23 protein-coding genes are annotated in these 19,768 nt (G+C 75.5%); 17 read left to right on the plus strand and 6 right to left on the minus strand.

The annotated features are described in order from the left end of the window. The first annotated feature begins 48 nt into the window (after positions 1–48). The gene (locus tag AB0J71_RS39560) at positions 49–519 is read left to right on the plus strand and encodes a MarR family transcriptional regulator (protein WP_352328112.1); all 471 of its coding nucleotides are present in this window, start codon (positions 49–51) and stop codon (positions 517–519) included. 82 nt (positions 520–601) lie between these two features. Here AB0J71_RS39560 and AB0J71_RS39565 read toward each other — a convergent pair whose 3' ends face one another. After that, entirely contained in the window at positions 602–1,561 is a 960-nt protein-coding gene (locus AB0J71_RS39565; RefSeq protein ID WP_364419212.1) for a DsbA family protein, read from the minus strand. 57 nt (positions 1,562–1,618) lie between these two features. On the opposite strand from AB0J71_RS39565, the gene AB0J71_RS39570 reads away from it, so the two are divergent. From AB0J71_RS39570 to AB0J71_RS39595, 6 genes are all read left to right on the plus strand, one after another. Next, entirely contained in the window at positions 1,619–2,182 is a 564-nt protein-coding gene (locus tag AB0J71_RS39570) for a TetR/AcrR family transcriptional regulator (RefSeq protein ID WP_352328110.1), read from the plus strand. A 185-nt stretch (positions 2,183–2,367) separates the two neighbouring features. Then, a complete protein-coding gene (locus AB0J71_RS39575) occupies positions 2,368–3,342 on the plus strand; it encodes a small ribosomal subunit Rsm22 family protein (protein WP_364419215.1) in 975 nt (324 codons plus the stop codon). A gap of 26 nt (positions 3,343–3,368) precedes the next feature. Beyond that, the gene (locus AB0J71_RS39580) at positions 3,369–4,136 is read left to right on the plus strand and encodes a GNAT family N-acetyltransferase (RefSeq protein ID WP_364419217.1); all 768 of its coding nucleotides are present in this window, start codon (positions 3,369–3,371) and stop codon (positions 4,134–4,136) included. Between the two features lie 44 nt (positions 4,137–4,180). Beyond that, on the plus strand, positions 4,181–5,074 hold the full coding sequence (locus AB0J71_RS39585) for a pentapeptide repeat-containing protein (RefSeq protein ID WP_364392200.1): 894 nt from the start codon (positions 4,181–4,183) through the stop codon (positions 5,072–5,074). Between the two features lie 23 nt (positions 5,075–5,097). Further along, positions 5,098–5,577 carry an Rrf2 family transcriptional regulator gene (locus AB0J71_RS39590; RefSeq protein ID WP_358001181.1) on the plus strand — a complete coding sequence of 160 codons (480 nt, stop codon included), beginning with the start codon at positions 5,098–5,100 and terminating at the stop codon, positions 5,575–5,577. 44 nt (positions 5,578–5,621) lie between these two features. Continuing rightward, positions 5,622–6,869: an MFS transporter gene (locus tag AB0J71_RS39595; protein ID WP_364419219.1), complete on the plus strand. Its 1,248-nt coding sequence runs from the start codon at positions 5,622–5,624 to the stop codon at positions 6,867–6,869. 37 nt (positions 6,870–6,906) lie between these two features. On the opposite strand, the gene AB0J71_RS39600 is transcribed toward AB0J71_RS39595, so the two are convergent. After that, complete coding sequence (locus AB0J71_RS39600) at positions 6,907–7,404, minus strand: MarR family transcriptional regulator (RefSeq protein ID WP_352327012.1); 498 nt, start codon at positions 7,402–7,404, stop codon at positions 6,907–6,909. A 76-nt stretch (positions 7,405–7,480) separates the two neighbouring features. Between AB0J71_RS39600 and AB0J71_RS39605 the strand changes: the two genes are divergently transcribed. Next, the gene (locus AB0J71_RS39605; RefSeq protein WP_352327011.1) at positions 7,481–8,392 is read left to right on the plus strand and encodes an EamA family transporter; all 912 of its coding nucleotides are present in this window, start codon (positions 7,481–7,483) and stop codon (positions 8,390–8,392) included. 37 nt (positions 8,393–8,429) lie between these two features. Further along, on the plus strand, positions 8,430–9,293 hold the full coding sequence (locus tag AB0J71_RS39610) for an SMP-30/gluconolactonase/LRE family protein (protein WP_352327010.1): 864 nt from the start codon (positions 8,430–8,432) through the stop codon (positions 9,291–9,293). Positions 9,294–9,309: 16 nt separating this feature from the next. Here the strand turns inward: AB0J71_RS39610 and AB0J71_RS39615 are convergent, their stop codons facing one another. Further along, the gene (locus AB0J71_RS39615; RefSeq protein ID WP_352327009.1) at positions 9,310–9,798 is read right to left on the minus strand and encodes a DinB family protein; all 489 of its coding nucleotides are present in this window, start codon (positions 9,796–9,798) and stop codon (positions 9,310–9,312) included. Positions 9,799–9,865: 67 nt separating this feature from the next. On the opposite strand from AB0J71_RS39615, the gene AB0J71_RS39620 reads away from it, so the two are divergent. From AB0J71_RS39620 to egtE, 8 genes are all read left to right on the plus strand, one after another. Then, complete coding sequence (locus AB0J71_RS39620; RefSeq protein ID WP_352327008.1) at positions 9,866–10,264, plus strand: VOC family protein; 399 nt, start codon at positions 9,866–9,868, stop codon at positions 10,262–10,264. A 230-nt stretch (positions 10,265–10,494) separates the two neighbouring features. Then, a complete protein-coding gene (locus AB0J71_RS39625) occupies positions 10,495–11,088 on the plus strand; it encodes a sigma-70 family RNA polymerase sigma factor (protein WP_352327007.1) in 594 nt (197 codons plus the stop codon). 40 nt (positions 11,089–11,128) lie between these two features. Further along, on the plus strand, positions 11,129–11,374 hold the full coding sequence (locus tag AB0J71_RS39630; RefSeq protein ID WP_364419221.1) for a zf-HC2 domain-containing protein: 246 nt from the start codon (positions 11,129–11,131) through the stop codon (positions 11,372–11,374). A gap of 86 nt (positions 11,375–11,460) precedes the next feature. Further along, positions 11,461–12,726, plus strand: coding sequence for an ergothioneine biosynthesis glutamate--cysteine ligase EgtA (gene egtA, locus AB0J71_RS39635; RefSeq protein ID WP_364419223.1), 1,266 nt, complete (start codon positions 11,461–11,463; stop codon positions 12,724–12,726). After that, complete coding sequence (egtB, locus tag AB0J71_RS39640; RefSeq protein ID WP_352327004.1) at positions 12,723–14,018, plus strand: ergothioneine biosynthesis protein EgtB; 1,296 nt, start codon at positions 12,723–12,725, stop codon at positions 14,016–14,018. Before egtA ends, egtB begins: the two co-directional genes overlap by 4 nt. Beyond that, complete coding sequence (gene egtC, locus AB0J71_RS39645) at positions 14,019–14,729, plus strand: ergothioneine biosynthesis protein EgtC (RefSeq protein WP_364419225.1); 711 nt, start codon at positions 14,019–14,021, stop codon at positions 14,727–14,729. It begins immediately after the preceding gene. A 19-nt stretch (positions 14,730–14,748) separates the two neighbouring features. Continuing rightward, positions 14,749–15,729, plus strand: a complete 981-nt coding sequence (egtD, locus tag AB0J71_RS39650; RefSeq protein WP_364419227.1) for an L-histidine N(alpha)-methyltransferase — start codon at positions 14,749–14,751, stop codon at positions 15,727–15,729. After that, on the plus strand, positions 15,726–16,862 hold the full coding sequence (gene egtE / locus AB0J71_RS39655) for an ergothioneine biosynthesis PLP-dependent enzyme EgtE (protein ID WP_364419229.1): 1,137 nt from the start codon (positions 15,726–15,728) through the stop codon (positions 16,860–16,862). The genes egtD and egtE overlap by 4 nt, the downstream gene beginning before the upstream one ends. Positions 16,863–16,936: 74 nt before the next feature. Here egtE and AB0J71_RS39660 read toward each other — a convergent pair whose 3' ends face one another. The 3 genes from AB0J71_RS39660 to AB0J71_RS39670 are packed head-to-tail and all read right to left on the minus strand — an operon-like array spanning position 16,937 to position 19,761. Next, positions 16,937–18,175, minus strand: a complete 1,239-nt coding sequence (locus AB0J71_RS39660) for a cytochrome P450 (RefSeq protein ID WP_352327000.1) — start codon at positions 18,173–18,175, stop codon at positions 16,937–16,939. 16 nt (positions 18,176–18,191) lie between these two features. Beyond that, positions 18,192–19,568, minus strand: coding sequence for an FAD-dependent oxidoreductase (locus AB0J71_RS39665; RefSeq protein ID WP_364419231.1), 1,377 nt, complete (start codon positions 19,566–19,568; stop codon positions 18,192–18,194). Continuing rightward, positions 19,561–19,761 (minus strand): ferredoxin, encoded by a 201-nt coding sequence (locus AB0J71_RS39670; RefSeq protein WP_352355003.1) that lies wholly within the window; start codon positions 19,759–19,761, stop codon positions 19,561–19,563. The genes AB0J71_RS39665 and AB0J71_RS39670 overlap by 8 nt, the downstream gene beginning before the upstream one ends. Positions 19,762–19,768 lie beyond the last annotated feature (7 nt).

A 19,768-nucleotide genomic window follows, 5' to 3' on the forward strand; every position in this document is an offset into this window, starting at 1 on the left:
AAGTAAATTTAGTTCGTGCCGCCAACTACTGTCAATTACACTGGTCGCATGGTCGCCACCGAAGCCCCGGCTCTGAGCCTCACCGAGGCGCTCGTCCGCCTGGCGCACCTGGTCGAGCAGGTCTACGGCGAGGTCAGCAGGGAGCACGACCTGACCCCGCAGCAGGCCCAGCTCCTGTGCCTGCTGGTCGGCGGGCCCATCGGGATGACCGGTCTGACCCGGGCGCTGCACCTGGAGAAGTCGAGCCTGACCGGGCTCGTCGACCGCGCCGAGAAACGCGGGCTGGTGGCCCGGGTGCGCGACGCGCGTGACCGCCGAGCCTGCCTGATCGAGCTGACCCCGGCGGGCGCGGAGATCGCGGTGCGCGCCCACGACGGGGTGGCGGCCCGCCTGGAGACGCTGTCCGCCGGCCTGCCCGCGGGCCACCGCGACCTGCTGGCCGCGGCCATCGGGGAGATCCTGGCCGAGGACACCGCCCGCACCGGCCGCACCTGGGGCCGCCTGGAGCCCGGCCGCTGATCGGGGGAGCGTCAGAGGCGGGGGAAGACCTTCGCGACCTCCTCCCGCGGGGGTGCGGGAGCAGGTCACCAGGGGCTCGGCGTCAGGCGTAGTCGGGGGTCATGACGGCGGCCAGGGTCAGGTGCGGGGCGGCCTGCTCCGGGTGGCCCTGGCGGTGCAGGGTGCGGCCGAGCAGGTGGCGGGCGTAGGAGTCGTCGGGCGCCTCGGCGACCAGGCTCTCCAGCGCCGTACGCGCCCGGCCGAGCTGGGCCGAGGCGAAGTACGCGCGGGCCGCCAGCAGCCGCACCCCGCGGTCCGTGCCGTGCTCGTCGAGCAGCGGCCGCAGCAGCGTGAGCGCGCCGAGCGGGTCGCGCTGGTCGAGCAGCGACTCGGCGTGGCGCAGGCGCTCCACCTCGGCGGGCAGCCGCCGGACCGGGTGGCCGGCGGCGTCGGCCAGGAAGTCCCTGATCACGTCCGGCGGCTGGGCCCCGGCCAGGGCGCGGCGGCCCGCCACGATGGTCGGCGACGTGCCCACGCCCTTGGCCTTGCCCGTGAGCAGCAGCTCGCGCACCAGGCCGGCGCCCCGGCCGTCCCACGGGAGGCCGGTCTCGGCGGCGATCGCCGACAACACGGCCGGGTCGCCGATGTCGAGGGTCTCGACGAAGTGGGCCGACAGGACCCGCCCGACCACGGCCGACTGCAGCGCCGCGCCGCCCGTCTCGTACGCCACGGCGATCAGCCGGTGCGCCTCCAGCGTGTTGGGCCGCCAGGCCGCGCCCCACTGCTGCCCGAGCCCTTCGTCGGCGGCGACGCCGGCCACCCGCAGCCGGTTGTCGGCCGGGGACAGGCCGGGCGAGCACACCTGCAGCGCCTCCTCGACCATGGGGTCGCTCAGCACCTCGGCCAGCGGCTCGGCCTTCGCCGGCGCCGACGGATCGATCTGGAACGGCCGCCAGACCACCTCGACCGGCTCGCCCTCCCAGGAGGCGAGGGCCTTCTCCAGCCGCCGCTTCCCGATGTGGGCCCATCCGCAGACCATGTCCGCCCAGACTTCGATTCGCATGACGGGCAATCTATGCGACAACTGTCGATTAGTCAACATGTGTCGTATAGTGGCGGCGTGAACCCGGACGATCCGCGCGCGCGGCGCACCCGCGCCCGCCTCAAGGCCGCCGTGCTGGACCTGGCCGCCCGGCAGGAGCTGGGCAGCATCACCATGTCGGCGCTGGCGCAGCACGCCGAGGTCAACCGCGCCACGATCTACCTGCACTATCCGGACGTCGACGCGCTGGTCACCGACGCCATGGAGGACGCCGTCACCGCCGTGGCGCGGGCGGCGGCCCTGTGCCCGCTCGACGCCCCCCGCGACCGGCCGCCGGCCCCGCTGGCGGAGCTGTTCGACCACGTGGCCGCCAACGCCACCCTGTACGAGCGCATGCTGGGCGGCCAGGGCAGCGCCCGCTTCGCCGCCCGGATGCGCGAGCGGCTCACCGAGGAGCTGACCGGCCGCTTCGCCACCGGCAGCCGCCCGGCGGGGTTCGAGGACGTGCCCGCCGACGTGCACGCCGCCTTCCTGGCCGGGGCGCTCATCGGCGTGATCACGCACTGGGTGTGCGGCGGCCGCCGCGACGCCGCCGCCGCCCAGTCGTTCTGGCGCCTGTTCCGGCCCCCGGTCCCCGGCTGAGCTGCGCCGCCGCCGCGGGCCGCCCTACGGAAACCAGGGCGCTCCGGGCCCTGAGCGGCCGCCGCGCGCCGCCCGGTTGGTACGCTGCGTCGCGACATCGCCGGACAGGTCAGAGGCGTCATTCCTCCCCTGGCAGCGGTCGCCCGCCCCGTCCCCGACCCCGACCCGACCGCCAGGACCACACGATGACCATGCTTCCCGACGAGCTCAGGACCGCCCTGGACTCGGCCCTGGCCCGCTTCGCGCCGCACGACCTGTCCCGCGCGACGGAACAGCTCACCGAGCGCTACCGCACCGGCCCGTCCGCCGCCGCGCCGCACCTGCGCACCCCGGCCGACATCGCGGCCTACGCCGCCTACCGCATGCCCGCCACGTACGCCGCCGCGGGCACCGCCATGCGCATGGCCGCCGCGATGACCCCGGGCTTCGCGCCGCGGACGCAGCTCGACGTGGGCGGCGGCACCGGCGCGGCGGTCTGGGCGGCCGCGCCGGTCTGGCCCTCGCTGGAGCGGGTCACCGTCGTCGAGCACGACCCGCAGATCATCGAGCTCGGCCGGCGGCTGGCCAGGACCGCGCCCGTGCGCGACGTCACCTGGCGCCGTGCCTCGATCGACCCGGGGCTCGACCGGCCCGCCGCCGACCTGGTCACCATGTCGTACGCCCTGAACGAGCTGCCCGCGCAGCGGCACGCCGGCGTCGTGCGCTGGCTGGCCGCGGACGCGACGATGGTGATCGTGATCGAGCCCGGCACCCCCGCCGGCTACGCCAACATCGTCACCGCCCGGGAGACGCTGACCGGGTGCGGCCTGACCGTCGTCGCCCCCTGCCCGCACGACGGCCCCTGCCCGATCCGGCCGGGCCGCGACTGGTGCCACTTCTCCGTCCGCCTGCCGCGCACCACCCTGCACCGCCGTGTCAAGTCCGGCACGCTCGGCTTCGAGGACGAGAAGTTCTCCTACGTGGCCGCCGTGCGGGGGGAGTGGCCGCGGGCGGCGGCACGCGTCCTGCGCCACCCGCAGAAGCGCAAGGGCCTGGTGTCGCTGCGCCTGTGCACCGCCGAGGAGGGCGTGCGCGACGTGGTCGTCTCCAAGCGGCAGGGCGAGCTGTACCGGCTGGCCCGCGACGTCGACTGGGGCGACGACTGGCCGGCCGCCGAGTGACCCGGTCCGGCGGTAGGGTCGGCCGGATGGATCACGATGAGGTGCTGGCGCTGTTCGACCGGCAGATGCGGCGGGAGGCGCGCCCCGACGGGCCCGACGCCAGGGTCGAGCGGGACGCCGACGTCGTCCGCCAGGTCGGCCCGCCGCACGCGTGGAACGGCGTCCTGTGGTCCGGCCTCGACGAAGGGAGCGCCGACGCGGCCGTCGCCCGCCAGGTGCGTTATTTCGGCGACCTCGGCCTGGGCTTCGAGTGGAAGCTGTACGCCCACGACCGGCCCGCCGACCTGGCCGACCGGCTCCTGGCCGCCGGGTTCGCCGCCGAACCGGCCGAGACCGTAATGGTCGCCCGGGTCGCCGACCTCGACACCGAGGGGGCGCCGCCCGACGGCGTGCGCCTGGCGCCGGTCACCGACGCGGCGGGCGTGCAGGCGCTGGTCGAGGTGCACGAGCTGGCCTTCGGCGCCGACGGCAGCCGGCTGCGCGACCACCTGCTGGGCCGCCTGTCCGACGACACCGTCGTCCCCGTCCTCGCGGTGGCGGGCGGGCGGGCGGTCAGCGCGGCCCGGCTCGACCTGTCCCCTGGCGCGAGCTTCGCCGGGTTGTGGGGCGGCGGCACCGTGCCGGGCTGGCGGGGACGCGGGCTCTACCGGGCGCTGGTCGCCTGGCGGGCCCGGCGGGCCGCCGAGCGCGGCTACGACTACCTCCAGGTCGACGCCTCCGAGCAGAGCCGGCCGATCCTGCTCGGGCTCGGGTTCGTCCCGCTCACCACGACCACGCCGTACGTGCGCCCCTGACCCCGCCGGTACCCTGGGCAGACCCCGTCGAGACAAGGAGAGCGTTGCCCGAGAGGACCCCGCGCGAGCTCGGCCTGCTGGCCGACTGCGAGAGCTGTTTCGGCCTGTGCTGCGTGGCCCTGCCGTTCGCCGCCTCCGCCGACTTCGCCGTCGCCAAGGACGCCGGCCGCCCCTGCGTCAACCTGCGCGACGACTTCCGCTGCGGCATCCACGCCCAGCTCCGGGAGCGTGGCTTCCCCGGCTGCACCGTCTTCGACTGCTTCGGCGCCGGGCAGAAGGTCTCCCAGGTCACCTTCGAGGGCCGCGACTGGCGCGCCGCGCCCGAGACGTCCGGGCAGATGTTCGCCGTGTTCCCGGTCATGCGGCAGCTCCACGAGCTGCTGTGGTACCTCGCCGAGGCGCTGACCCTCGACGCCGCCGCGGAGATCGTCCCCGAGTTGCGGGCGGCGTACGAGGAGACCGAGCGCCTGACCCGGGAGAGCCCCGGCGTCCTGGAGCGGCTCGACGTGGCCGCCCACCGGGGCGAGGTCAACACGCTGCTGCTGCGTACGAGCGAGCTGGTCAGGGCCGGTCGGCGGGGCAGGGAGCACCGCGGCGCCGACCTGATCGGCGCCAACCTCAAGGGCGCCGACCTGCGCGCGGCCAACCTGCGCGGCGCCTACCTCATCGGCGCGAACCTGCGCGGGGCCGACCTGCGCCTGGCCGACCTGATCGGCGCCGACCTGCGGGGCGCCGACCTGTCCGGAGCCGACCTCACCGGCTGCGTCTTCCTCACCCAGGCCCAGGTCAACGCCGCCAAGGGCAACCCCGCCACGCGGCTGCCCGCCGCCCTGACCCGCCCCGCCCACTGGACGTCCGCCGCCGCGGAGCCGGAGCCGCGCGCCCGGCGCGGCAGGGCCGGATCCCGCGGCGGACGGGGCCGGCGCGGCCGCCCCTAAAGGGACATGTAGTATCCCCTTTCATGCGCATGGGTGAAGGCGTCGAGTGGGGGCTCCACTGCTGCCTGGTGCTGGCGTGGCTGGAGGACGAGGCCCCGCTGCCCACCGGGCGGCTGGCGGCGCTGTTCGAGCTGCCGCCGGTCTACCTCAAGAAACGGCTCCAGGCGCTGGTCCGCGCCGGCATCCTGGCCTCGGTGCCGGGCGCGCAGGGCGGTTTCAGGCTGGCCAGGCCGCCCGCCCGGATCACGCTCATGGACGTCGTCGCCGCGGTCGAGGGCCCCGACGAGGCGTTCAGGTGCACCGAGATCCGGCAGCGCGGCGCGGGGGCCGAGGCGCCCGCCCGCGAGTTCGCGCACCCGTGCGGCGTCGCGGCGGCCATGCGCCGGGCCGAGCTCGCCTGGCGGCGCGAGCTGGCCGCCCAGACGGTCGCCGACCTCATGGACGCGGCTCCGGCCAACGCCCCCGACCGCGCGCGCCGCCACTACGAACGCCTTCGCGGCTGAACTCGACCCCGCCCGCCGGGCGCACACCTGGAAGGAGAATCGGGATGTTGAATGTCCCGAATAAGACGGAGTCCCGTGGCCTCGCCCCGACGCTGGTACTGGCGCTCGGGACGTTCGCCGTGGGCACGGACGCGTTCGTGGTGGCCGGGTTCCTGCCGGACCTGGCCGCGTCGCTGGAGGTCACCGAGGGGGCGGCCGGGCAGTCGGTGACGGTGTTCGCCGTCGCGTACGCGCTGTCGTCGCCCGTGCTGGCCACCGTCGCCGCGCGGGTGCCGCGGCGGGCCCTGCTGGTGACGGCGCTGGTCGTGCTCGGGCTGGCCAACCTGGGGTCGGCGCTGGCGCCGTCGTTCCCCGTGCTGGTGGTCAGCCGGGTGCTGGCGGCGGCCGCGGCGGCGGCGTACACGCCGGGCGCGGGCGCGGTGGCGGCCGTCCTGGTGCGGCCAGAGCTGCGGGCGCGGGCGCTGGCCGTGGTGGTGGGCGGGCTGACGGTCGCGACGGCGCTCGGCGTGCCGCTCGGCGATCTGGCCGGCGAACGGCTCGGCTGGCGGTACGCGCTGGGTGCGGTGGCCGTGGCCTGCCTGGCGGTCGCCGCCGGGGTGTACGCGATCATGCCGGTGCTGCCGGGCGCGCCTCGGGTGCCGCTGCGCGCCAGGCTGGACGTGCTGAGGCGGCCGGCGGTGACGGCCATCCTGCCGCTCACCGTGCTCGGCATGGCGGCCAGCTACACGGTGTACGCCTACAGCGTGCCCGCCCTGCGCGCCGTGGGCGTGGAGGGGACGGCGGGCATGCTGTTCCTGTACGGGCTCGGCGCCGTCCTCGGCAACCTGGCCGCCGGGTACACCACCGACCGGTGGGGCGCGCACCGGGTGCTGCCGGTCGCGTACCTGGTCATGGCCGTCAGCCTGGGGCTGCTCGCCTGGATGGCGGCGGCCGGCGCGGCGGACGGCACTCCGGTCGGCCCTGGGGCGGCCACCGCGCCCGGCACCGCGGTGGGCACTGCGGTCGGCACTGTGGCGCTGGTCGGCGTGCTGGTCCTGGCGTGGGGAGCGAGCAGCTGGTGCCAGACGCCGCCGCAGCAGCACCGGCTCATCGCCGCCGCGCCCGGGGAGGCGCCGCTGGTGGTCTCGCTCAACTCCTCGGCGATCTACGCGGGGATCGGCGCGGGCACGCTGCTCGGCGGGCTCACGCTGCCGTCGGGCGCGGCCCTCACGTACGCGACCGGCGCGGCGCTGGCGGCCGCCGCCCTGCTGTTCGCCCTGGCCACCAGATCGGCGGGCGCCACCCCGCACTGACCGGCGCGGGCCGCGTCGCCCGGCGGCGCGGGTCGGGTCAGGCGGTGTTGTCGCCGAGGGATTCGAGCAGGTCGCGCAGGGTGGCGGCGAGCTCCTCGCGCCGCTGCCCGGTGAGCGCCGCCAGCATCCGCTGCTCGGTCGCCAGATGGTCGGGCAGCGCGCGGTCGATCAGCGCGAGCCCCTCGGCGGTGAGCGTCACGTGCACGCCGCGCCCGTCGGAGTCGCTGGGCGTGCGCCGCACCAGCCCGCGCGACTCCAGCCGGTCGAGCCGCTGGGTGACGGCCCCGGAGGTGACCATGGAGGCGCGCATCAGGGCGGCGGGGGTCAGGCGGTGGGGCGGCTCGCTGCGCCGCAGCGTGGCCAGCACGTCGAACGAGGCCCGGTCGAGCCCGTGCCCGGCGAACGTACGGCCCAGCTCGGCCTCGATGAGCCGGGACAGCCGCGACAGCCGTCCGATCACCGCCATGGGGGAGACGTCCAGGTCAGGGCGCTGCTCGTGCCACTGCCTGAGGATGTAGTCGACCTGGTCAGCCACCCTGGCAGCCTACAAGTGTCTTAGCGGTGAGGAAAATCACCTGGCCGGAACGTCGGCGTTCGGTTAATTTGTCTTAGTGCTAAGTAATCGAACGGGAACCGTTCTGCTGACCGCCCTCACCCCCGCCATCTGGGGGACCACCTATTTGATCACGACCGAACTGCTGCCGCCCGGCCGCCCCTTGCTCGCCGCGTTGATCCGCGCCCTGCCGGCGGGGCTGATCCTGATCGCGATCACCCGCCGGCTGCCCCGGGGGAACTGGTGGTGGCGTGCCCTGGTGCTCGGCGCGCTCAACATCGGGTTGTTCTTCGCGTTGTTGTTCGTGGGCGCCTACCGGCTGCCCGGAGGGGTGGCCGCCACCGTCGGGGCCATCCAGCCGCTGCTGGTCGCGTTGTTGTCGGCGGGATTGCTGGGGGAGCGGCTGACCTGGCGCGTCGCGCTCGCCGCGGCGGCGGGCGTGGCCGGGGTGAGCCTGCTGGTGCTGCGCGCCGACGCCCGGCTCGATCTGCTGGGCGTGGCCGCCGCGCTGGGCGGCGCGGTGGTGATGGCGGTCGGCGTCGTGCTCAGCAAGCGCTGGAAGTCGCCCGCGCCGCTGCTGGCCACCACCGGATGGCAGCTCACGGCCGGCGGCCTGCTGCTCGCCCCGGTGACGTTCCTGGTCGAGGGGCCGCCGCCGGCGCACCTGACCGGCGAGAACCTCGCCGGGTACGCCTACCTCGCGATCATCGGCTCGGCCCTGGCCTACACCCTGTGGTTCCGGGGCATCCGGGAGCTGTCGGCCACCAAGGTCACCTTCCTCGGGCTGCTCAGCCCCGTCGTCGCCACCGCGCTCGGCTGGCTGGTGCTCGGCCAGCGGCTCACGCTCGCGCAGGTGGCCGGCGCCGTGATCGTGCTCGCCGCCCTGCTCGTGGCGCAGCTCCAGCCCGTACGGCACCGCGTCGCGCCGGAGCCGCTGGAGGCCCCCGTGCCCGCGGGCGGGAAACGATGATCGCGTCCGCCGCTAGGATCGGGCCGAGGAGGCCGGGATGAGCGTGCAGGCGTACCCCGTGACCGGGCCGGTGGCCGAGCACGGCGAGGGGCCCGTGTGGTGCGCCCGCTGGGGCGGGCTGCGGTGGGTGGACATGCTGGCCGGCGACGTGCTCGCCCTCGACGACTCCGGCGGCGTGCGGCGGCGGCACGTCGGCCCGGTCGCCGCGGCGCTGCGCCCGCGCGTGTCCGGCGGTTACGTGGTCGCCGGCGAACGCGAGCTGCTGCTGGCCGGCTCCGACGACCTCGACGCGCCGCTGCGCCCGCTCGGCCAGGCGTGGAGCGACCCCGGCGTGCGCATGAACGACGGCGGCTGCGACCCCGAGGGCCGCTTCTACATCGGCAGCATGCCCTACGACGAGACCCCCGGAGCCGGCTCGCTCTACGTGGCCGGACCGGACGGCGCGCTCAGCCCGGTGATCACCGGCGTCACCGTCTCCAACGGCCTCGACTTCAGCCCCGACGGCGGCCTGGCCTACTACGCCGACACCGCCACCGGCCGGGTGGACGTGCTCGACCACGACCCGGCGGGCGGGCTCACCGGGCGCAGGCCGTTCGTGACGATCGACCCCGCCCAGGGCGCGCCCGACGGGCTGACGGTCGACGCGGAGGGCGGGGTGTGGGTGGCGCTCTGGCAGGGGTTCGCCGTGCACCGGTACACCCCCGGCGGGCGGCTCGACGCCGTGGTGGAGCTGCCGGTCGGCAAGGTCACCGCGGTCACGTTCGGCGGCCCCGGCCTCGACCGGCTGTTCGTCACCACGTCGAGGCTCGGGGTGGACGCCCGGGAGCAGCCGGAGGCGGGCGCCCTGTTCGCGGCCGACCCCGGCGTGCGCGGCCGCCCGGTGCTGCCCACCACCCTGTGACGGGAGCGAAGGACGATCAGCGGGGATGGTCGCCGGTGGCGCCGTCGATCAGCTCGCGCAGGATGTCCATGTGGCCCGCGTGGCGCACGGTGTCCTCGATCATGTGGATGAGCACCCAGCGCAGGGTCACCCGGCGGCCCGACCACGAGGTGCCGATCTCGTCGAGGGGGAGGTCGGTGATCGCCTTGTCGGCGGCGGCGCGGGCCCGGCCGTAGAAGGCGACGATCTGCTCGGTGGTCTCCCGCTCGCCGATCGCGAAGTCGTCCTCGGGGGCGAACCACAGCGGCTCGGCCTCGCGGCCGAAGGTGGCGCAGAACCAGCCGTACTCGACGGCGGCCAGGTGTTTGACGATGCCGAGCAGCGACGTGCCGGACGGTGTCATCGGCCGCCTGACCTGCTCCTCGCCCAGCCCCTGGAGCTTCCACACGACGACGTCGCGATGGCGGTCGAGGCTGGCGTGCAGGCTCTCCTTCTCGCCACCGGACGGCGGCACTTCCGTTCCCATGCCCGCGACCGTAACAGGCGGCACCGACACGTTGCCGTCGCCCGCCGGGGGCCGCGATACTCCCTGCATGATCGGTCATATCGGCATCAACGTCCCCGACATGCGGGCGGCCAAGCAGTACTACGACGCCCTCCTGCCGTACCTCGGTTTCAAGGAGTTCTTCAGCAGCGAGGAGGAGATCGGCTACATGCCGGCCGACGACAAGCCGGGCACGTACCTGTTCCTCTACCCCTCGCAGGAAGACGGGGACTACTCGCGGCACCGCACCGGGCTGCAACATCTGGCGTTCTCGCTGCGCAGCCGGTCGGCGGTCGCCGAGGCGCACGCGCGGGCGGTGGAGCTCGGCTCGCAGGTGCTGCACGAGCCCAGGGAGTTCCCCGAGTACCCGCCGCCGTACCACGCCGCGTTCTGGCTCGACCCGCACGGCGTCATGCTGGAGGCCGTCTGCCACTACGACCGCGACTGACCTGCGGCGATCCGGGTCCCGCGCGGCTGGACGGCCGCCGCCGGGGAAGGTTCCCTGTCGGTGCCGCCGTACGACGTGCGGGCGCGGACCGGTGTGCGATCTTCAGGTGCGAGGGGGCGAGGGCTAGCCTGGAGCATGACGTCCCGCACGGGCCCGGCGGCCGGCCGGGCGTGGACGACGCGCGGCCCGATGTCATGATGTCCCCGACGCTCGACCGGGAGGAAACGATCGTGGGGCCTTTCGCGGGCGGTGGGCTGCCCCCGGACGACGTCGTCGTGGCGGCGCTGCGGGCCGGGGACGAGTCGATGTTCGCCGCGCTCCTCGACACCTGGTCGCGGGGGATGTTGCGGGCGGCCAGGTCCTACGTGTCCACCGACGACTCGGCCGAGGAGGTCGTGCAGGACACGTGGCTGGCGGTCATCGGCGCCATCGACGCCTTCGAGGGGCGCTCCTCGGTCAAGACGTGGGTCTACCGCATCCTGGTCAACACCGCCAAGAAACGCGGCCTGCGGGAGAGCCGGACGCTGCCGTGGAGCGCGTTCGAGCCGCCCGCCGAGCCGGCCCAGAAGGAGGACGGCCCGACGCCGGAGGGCGCGGTGCTCGCCTCGGAGGCGCGCGGTCTCATCGGCGAGGCGCTGGCCGGGCTGCCGCCCCGGCAGCGGATCGTCATCACCCTGCGTGACCTGGAGGGATGCACGTCCGAGGAGGTTTGCGAGATCCTGGAGATCTCGGCCGCCAACCAACGGGTGCTCCTGCACCGGGCAAGAGCCACGGTCCGCGACCGGCTCGAAGGCTACTACCAGTCCGTGAAGCGGTCAGAATAGGTTAAACGGTTCAACGTTCAGAGGTGAGGCGGTCAACGTCGTGAAGCGGTTCACGTGCGACGAGCTGGTAGAACTCATCACCGCCTACCTTGACGGCGCTCTTGACCGGCCCGAACGCGAGGGGTTCGAGGCGCACGCGGCGGCCTGCGCCGACTGCGCGCGGCAGCTCGACCAGTTCCGCGAGACCGTCCGGGCCCTGCGCGAGCTGCCGCCGGAGCGCAAGTTGTCCGACGGCACGCGCGACCGGCTGATGTCCGCGTTCAGAGCCCGCCGCCACCAGGGCTGACGGCCCAAGAGCCGCAAAAAGTGCAAATCTCGGCAGATCATCAGATTTCCGTGTAACGCTGGCGGGTCTCGCGGGTCTGTAAGCACATGCGCCACGCGATGACCGGCCCGGCGGCCGGCGGGTCCGGCGCCCCGGGAGCGGCCGGCGAGCCGCTCCGGGGCGTGCCGGAGGTGGAGGAGTTCGCACGCCGGTGCTTCGCCCCCGCCCCGGGTGACCGGGTGGGGGCCGAGCTGGAGTTCCTGGTCTTCGACCGGGCGGACCCGGCGCGGCAGGTGCCGATGGACCGGGTGGAGCGGGTCGTCCCGGCGCTGGCCGGCGGGAGCCGGGTGACGTACGAGCCGGGCGGCCAGATCGAGCTGTCGGGCCCGGCCGGGCCGCCCGCCGAGGCCATCGGACGGCTGGCCGCCGACGTGGCCGCCGTACGCGCGGCGCTCGGGTGGGACGGGCTGGTGCTGGGCGGCGTGGGGCTCGACCCGCTGCGCCCGGCCCGGCGGCAGCTCCGCCAGCCGCGCTACGACGCCATGGCCGAGTTCCTGGGCCGCCCGTACGGGCCGCTGATGATGTGCTCGACCGCGTCCGTCCAGGTCAACGTGGACCTGGGGGAGCGGCCGGCGGTCCGGTGGGAGCGCGCCAGGCTGCTCGCGCCCGTCCTGATCGCGGCCTTCGCCAACTCGCCGCTGAGTCGTGGACGCCCCTGCGGCTGGATGTCGGGCCGCCAGGCCGTCTGGGAGAACCTGGACCCCACCCGCACCGCCCCCGTCGGCGGCTCCGGCGACCCGGCGGCGGCCTGGGCGGCGTACCTGCTGGACGCCCGGCTCATGCTCGTCCGCGAGGACGAGCGCCGCTACCGCGCGGTCGGCGACGGCTCGACCTTCCGCGACTGGCTCGACGGCGCGGGCGAGCGCCCGCCCACCCCCGAGGACCTGGCCTACCACGCCACCACGCTGTTCCCGCCGGTCCGGCCGCGCGGCTGGCTGGAGATCCGCTACCTCGACGCCCAGCACCCGGACGACTGGCCGGTGTGCGTCGCCGTCACCCACGCGCTGATCACCGACGACCGCGCCGCCGACGCCGCGCTGTCGGCCGCCGAGCCCGTAGCCGGCCTGACGGAGGTGGCCGCCAGGTGCGGCCTGACCGACCCGCGGCTCGCCCGCGCCGCCGAGGCGGCCTTCCGCGCCGCCGTCGAGGCGCTGCCCCGGCTCGGCGCGCCCGCCGATCTGGTCGACGGCGTGTCCGGCTTCGCCGCCCGGTACGTGAGCGCGGGCCGCTCCCCGGCGGCCGACCTGATGGACCTGATGACGGACCCGGTACGGCGCCTGCCGGCCTGGCTGAGCGGAGAAGGACGGGCATGAACGACATCAAGGAACGCATCGCCGCCGAGCTGACCGCGGTGCGCGACCGTTCGCTGACCTACACCGAGGCCGAGGACGACCTCCTGCTGCGCCAGCACTCCCCGCTGATGTCGCCGCTGGTGTGGGACCTCGCGCACGTCGGCAACTACGAGGAGCTGTGGGTGCTGCGCGAGGCCGCCGGCATCACGCCGCTGCGCCCCGAGATCGACGACATCTACGACGCCTTCAAGCACCCCCGCAAGGACCGTCCCACCCTGCCGATCCTCGGCCCGGCCGAGGCCAGGAAGTACATCGGCGGCGTGCGCGGCCGGGTGCTCGACGTGCTGGACGCGATCGACCTGGAGGCCGCCGCGCCGCTGCACCGCGACGGGTTCGTGTTCGGCCTGGTCATCCAGCACGAGCACCAGCACGACGAGACGATGCTGGCCACCTGGCAGCTGTCCCGGCAGCCCGGCCTGGTCCGCGACGGCGACCTGCCGCCGGGCCGCGACACCGGCCCCGCCGAGGTGTACGTGCCCGCCGGGCCCTTCCAGATGGGCACCGCCACCCTGCCCTGGGCCTACGACAACGAGCGCCCCGCCCACCGGGTCGACCTGCCCGCCTACTGGATCGACCGGCTGCCCGTCGGCAACGCCGCCTACGCCGCGTTCGTCGAGTCGGGCGGCTACGACGACCCGCGCTGGTGGCACCCGGACGGCTGGCGCTGGCGGCAGGAGAGCGGCGCCACCGCGCCGCTGTTCTGGACCCGCGAGGGCGGCGCCTGGTGGCGCACCCGCTTCGGCCGCGCCGAGCCCGTCCCGATGGACGAGCCGGTGCAGCACGTGAGCTGGTACGAGGCCGACGCCTACGCCCGCTGGGCGGGCCGGCGGCTGCCCACCGAGGCCGAGTGGGAGAAGGCGTGCGGCTGGGACCCGGACGCCGGGCGGGCCCGCAAGTACCCGTGGGGCGACGAGGACCCCCGCCCCGACCTGGCCAACCTCGGTCACCGGGCGGCCCGGCCGGCCCCGCTGGGCGCCTACCCCGCCGGGGCGAGCGCGTACGGGGCCGAGCAGATGGTCGGCGACGTGTGGGAGTGGACCGGGTCGTGGTTCCAGCCCTATCCCGGGTTCCGCAGCTTCCCGTACAAGGAGTACAGCGAGGTCTTCTTCGGGCAGGAGTACCGGGTGCTGCGCGGCGGCTCGTGGGCGGCCGACCCGGCGGCGGTGCGGACGACGTTCCGTAACTGGGACTACCCGGTCCGGCGGCAGATCTTCACCGGCTTCCGCTGCGCCCGCGACGCCGAGCGGGCCTAGATGTGCCGGCACGCCGCCTGGCTGGGCGCCCCGCGCCCGCTGACCTCGCTGATCCACGAGCCGGCGAACGGCCTGCTCGCCCAGTCGTACGCGCCCCGGCGGCAGCGCCACGGCACGGTCAACGCCGACGGCTACGGCATGGCCTGGTACGACCCGGCCCGGCCGGAGCCGGTGCGCTACCGCCGTGCCATCCCCATCTGGGCCGACGCCAACCTGCCCGCGCTCGCCGAGATCGCCCGCTCCGGCTGCCTGATCGCGGCCGTGCGGTGCGCCACGACCGGCATGCCGGTGGAGGAGAGCGCCACCGCGCCGTTCGCCGGGGGCGGCTGGCTGCTCAGCCACAACGGCCGGGTCGAGCGCGACGCGGTCATGGACCTGGCCGACGACCTGCCCGAGAGCCCCTGCGACTCGGCCTGGCTGGCCGCCGCCGTGTTCGCCCGCGGCAGCGCCGGGATCGGCCTGGCCGCGGCGCTGGCCGACGTCGTCGTGCGCGCCGGGGAGAAGGACGCCGCCGCCCGGCTGAACCTGCTCGCCTGCGACGGCACGGCGCTCGCCGCGACCGTCTGGGGCGACACCCTCTTCTTCCGCGCCGACCAGGACGGCGTGTACGTGGCCAGCGAGCCCCTGGACGACCGGCCGGGCTGGCAGGAGGCGCCCGACCGCAGCCTGCTCACCGCCACGCCGGACGACGTACGCGTCCAGCCGTTGTGACCTTCCCAAGGAGGATCTCGTGCCCGTCACCCAGCCGACCGTCCATGTGATCAACCATCTTGACCCCGGCTACCTGCGCCAGGCGCTCGAACACGACGTCAGGACCGGGCTGACGGCCACGCCCAAGTGGCTGCCGCCCAAGTGGTTCTACGACGAGGCGGGCAGCGACCTGTTCTCGCGCATCACCCGGTTGCCCGAGTACTACCCGACCCGCCGCGAGCTGACGATCCTGCGCGCGCGGGCAGCCGGGATCGCCGCCGCGAGCGGCGCGGACACGCTGGTCGAGCTGGGCTCGGGCACGAGCGAGAAGACCGTGATCCTGCTGGACGCGCTCACCGCGGCGGGCACGCTGCGCGCGTACACGCCGGTGGACGTGGACGCCGTCACCCTGGAGGCGGCGGCGCGCCGGCTGGGCGGCCGCTACCCCGGGCTGGAGGTGCGGCCGGTGTGCGCCGACTTCGAGCGGCACCTGCGGCTGCTGCCGCGCTCGGGCAGGCGCATGGTGGCCTTCCTCGGCGGCACGATCGGCAACCTCGAACCGGCCGCCCGCAAGGTGTTCCTGAAGGAGGTGCGCGCCACCCTGCGGCCCGGCGACACGTTCCTGCTCGGCGCCGACCTGGTGAAGGACACCGGGCGGCTGGTCGCGGCCTACGACGACGCCGCCGGGGTGACGGCCGCGTTCAATCGGAACGTCCTGCACGTGGTCAACCGGGAGCTGGCGGCCGGGTTCGAGCCGGCGGCGTTCGAGCACGTCGCCCTGTACGACCAGCGCAACGAGTGGATCGAGATGCGGCTGCGGGCCACCCGGGACATGCGGGTGCGGGTCGGCGCGCTCGGCCTGACCGTGGACTTCGCCGCGGGCGAGGAGATGCGGACGGAGATCAGCGCCAAGTTCCGGCTGGAGCCGCTGGGTGAGGAGCTGGCCGCGGCCGGGTTCACCGTCCTGCGGTCGTGGACCGACCCCGACGGCGACTTCGGGCTGCTGCTGGCCGGGGCGTGATCGCCGAACGCTGGCGGGCCGCCCGCTCGGCCGCGCCGCCCGGCCACCTGGACGCGGCCGGCTGCAACGTGCCCAGCGACCGGACGCTGGCCGCGACGGTCGAGCACCTGCGGCGCGAACGCGAGCTCGGCGGGTACGCCGCCGTGCCCGGCCTCAGCACGCCCAGGGCCGCGCTGGCCGCCCTGACCGGCGCGGACGCGGCCGACGTCGCCTTCCTGGAGAGCGGCACGGCCGCGATGGCGGCGCTGCTCGGCGGCTGGCGCCTGCCGCCGGGCGCCCGGGTCGGCTTCACCCGCGCGGAGTACGGCAGCACGCTCATGCTGCTGCGCCGCCTGGCCGCCGAACGCGGCTGGACCCTCGCCGAGCTGCCCGCCGACGACGACGCCCGCCTGGACCTCGACGCCCTGTCCGCCGCCCTGCGCCGCGGCCTGGACCTGGTCACCCTGCCGCACCTGCCCTCCCACCGGGGCACCGCGCAGCCGGCCGGCGAGATCGGCCGCCTGTGCCGGGAGGCCGGCGTGCCCCTGGTCCTGGACGTGTGCCAGTCCCTCGGCCACCTGGACGTCACCGGCGCGCGGGCCGCCGCCTACGTCGGCACCTCCCGCAAGTGGCTGGCCGGGCCGCGCGGCGTCGGCTTCCTGATCGTGCCCGGCCTCACCGAGGACATGGACGCGGCGGCCCCCTCGCTCGGCGGCCACGTCTGGCTGGAGGACCCGGCGCGCACCGGGCCGCTGCCCGGCGCCGCGCGCTACGAGAGCGCCGAGTCGGCGGTCGCGGCGCGGATCGGCCTCGGCGTCGCCGTCCTGGAGCACCACGCGCTGGGGCCGGACGCGGTCCGCGCGCACCTCGCCGAGCTGGGCGCGGCGGCCCGGCGCACGCTCGACGGCAGGGGCGGCTGGCGGGTGGTGGAGCCGTACGACGAGCCGACGGCCATCGTCACCCTGCGCCCGCCCGGCGGCGCGGATGCCACCAGGACGGCCACGGCGGCGGCCGCGGCGGGACTGCTGGTGGGCGTCGCGCCGGTCGCCCGCGCCCCGCTCGACCTGCGGGAACCGGTGCTGCGCGTCTCACCGCCCCCGGGAACCCGGCAGGAGACCCTGGACGCCCTGGCCAGCGTCCTCGACGGCCGTTAGAGCCGGCGGGCGTCAGAGCGGCGGGCGTCAGAGCAGGCGGGTGTCAGGGCAGGCGGGTGTCAGGGCGCAGGGGGTCAGAGCAGGCGGTCGAAGCCGACCACCAGGTGCGCGGGCCCGCGCAGCGACGCGCTGTGCCGGTACGGCGGCGGCCCGGCGGCCAGCTCCGGCCCGACCAGCCTGCTCACCAGCGCGCCCAGCGCGACCCGCGCCTCGATCCGGGCCAGCGGCGCCCCCACGCAGTAGTGCACGCCCCCGCCGAACCCCAGATGCTGGTTGTCCCGCCGCGCCGGGTCGAAGCGGTCGGCGCCGGGGAAGCGGGCCGGGTCCCGGCTGCCCGAGGCCAGCAGCAGCGCCACGTCCGCGCCCTGGGGGACGGTGACCCCGGCGATCTCGATGTCGGCCAGCGTCGTACGGGTGCGGAACTGCACCGGCGGGTCGTAGCGCAGCACCTCCTCGACGGCTGGCACGATCAGCCCGGGGTCGGCGCGCAGCCGCGCCAGCGCCTCCGGGTTGCGCAGGAACGTCAGCATGCCGTTGGCGATCAGGTTGACGGTGGTCTCGTGGCCGGCGATGAGCAGCAGGGCCATCGTCGCGATGATCTCCGGGGCGTCCATGCGCTCGGCCTCGTCGTCGGTGAGCAGCGCCGACAGCAGGTCGTCCGACGGGCGGGCGTGCCGCTCGCCGGCCAGCTCCACCAGGTACGCGCGCAGCTCTGGCGCGGCGGCCTCGGCCTGCCGGACCTCCTGCGCCGACAGCCCCTCGGGCGGGTCCAGCGTGCGGGCCAGGGCCGAGGCCCAGCCGTGGAAGCGCGGCTCGTCCTCCTTGGGCACGCCGAGCAGGTCGCAGATCACCGTGACCGGCAGCGGGTAGGCCAGGTCGTCCACCACGTCCATGGAGTCGTGGCCGGCGCGCCGGTCGAGGAGTTCGGCCACCAGCGACACCACGTGCTGCCCGAGCCGGTTGACGCGCTCCGGGGTGAAGTGCCGCATGACGATCCGCCGCAGCCGGTCGTGGTCGGGCGGGTCGAGGAAGATGAACGCCGGTTTCCTGGACTCCTGGCCGTCCTGTCCGGCCATCAGCCGGCCGGAGGCGCCGAACGAGCCGGAGCCGCTCCTGCTCTTGCGCTCGTCGGAGCTGATCCGCGGGTCGTGCAGCAGCGAGACGATCTCGGCGTACGTGCTCACCGCGTACAGGTCGTCCCCCTGGCGGGAGACGGGCGTCTCGCGCAGCCGGGCGTACAGCGGGTACGGGTCGGGGCGGCTCGCCTCGTCCAGGACCTGCGCGAACAGGTACTGCGTCACCTGGTGGGCCATGGTCGTCCTCCGGCTCTCATTCCAGCGGCGGCGCGGTCAGCGGCGAGCGGGGGTCGCGCTCGCGCGGCGCCTCGCGCGCGGTCGGGCCCTGCCCGGTCACGGCGGCCGTCGGGCTGTGCGTGGACTGGCCGTCCACGGCCAGGCCGGCGGGCACCGGGAGCAGCGTGCGCGGCCCGTCGGCGGCCCGCAGGTCGGGCGGGAAGGGCGCGGCCGCCTCGATCAGGCCGGCGTAGGCGGGCAGCGAGCGCGGGGCGTCCACCGCGACCGCCGCCACGCACCGGCCCTGGCGGCCGAAGCAGGCCACGAAGCGGCGCTCGGCCACCGAGCCCTGCGTGACCACCACCTCGTCGGCGATCGTCGGCAGCCCGACGGACTTGATGCTGACGCCGAACTGGTAGGACCAGAACGCCGGCAGCCCCCGGTGCGGGCGCGGCCGGTCGGCGACCATGTTGTGCGCGGCGGTGGCCGCCTGGCGCACCGCGTTGTCCCAGTGCTCCACGGCCAGCAGCAGGCCGTCGTAGTGCGGGTGCGGCCAGCGCGCCACGTCGCCGGCCACGAACACGTCGGAGGTGACGATCGCGTCGGCGTCGAAGGCCCGGCAGGCGGCGTCGCACACCACCCCGCGCGCGTCGGCCGCCAGGCCCGCCCCGTCCAGCCACTCGGTGTTGCGGACGGCCCCCAGCGCCACCACCGCGACCTCGACCGGCAGGACGTCGCCGTCGGACAGGTGCGCCGCGCGCAGCCGGCCCTCCGCGTCGCCCTCCAGCGCCATCACCGTGGTGTTCACCCGCAGGTCCACGCCGTGCTCGCGGTGCAGCCGGGCGGCCACGCTGCCGGCCGCCGCGCCCAGGGCGCCGGCCAGCGGGGCCGGGCCGCGTTCGGCGACCGTCACGGCCAGGCCCAGCTCGCGGCAGACCGAGGCGATCTCCGAGCCGGTGAACCCGCCGCCGATGACCAGCACCCGGCTCGGCCCGGCGGCGAGCGCGGCCCGCAGGCTCTCCGCGTCGTCGCGCCCGCGCAGGGTGAACACGCCGGTCAGGGCCGCCTCGGCGGGCTCGGGCCAGGGGCGCGCCCGGGTGCCCGTGGCGATCAGCACCCGGTCGAAGCCGATCTCGCGCCCGCCGGCCAGGCGTACCTGCCGGGTGCGCAGGTCCAGGCCGGTGGCGGGCTCGCCGAGCAGCCAGCGCGCCCGCAGGTCCCGCGCCGTGACGAGCGCGGTGTGCGCGGGCGAGGCACGCCCGGCCAGCACCTGCTTGGACAGCGGCGGCCGGTCGTAGGGCTCGTACGGCTCGTCGCCGATCAGGGTCAGCTCCCCGGTGAAGCCCTCGGCGCGCAGCGTCTCGGCGGCCCGCAGGCCGGCCAAGGAGGCGCCCACGATCACCGCGCTACGCATGGTCGTCCGGCGAGCAGGTGATCGCCTGCACCGGGCAGGCCGCGGCGGCCTCGCGCACCTGCTCGCGCAGCGCGTCGGCCGGGGCGTAGTCGTACTCGAGGGACTCGGCGCCGTGGAACCGGAAGACCGCCGGCGCCGCGAACACGCACTGGCCGTAGCTCAGGCAGCGGTTCAGATCGACGAGCACTCTCATGTCCGCC

The organism is Nonomuraea sp. NPDC049637 (genome assembly GCF_040675235.1).
Lineage (GTDB): Bacteria > Actinomycetota > Actinomycetes > Streptosporangiales > Streptosporangiaceae > Nonomuraea.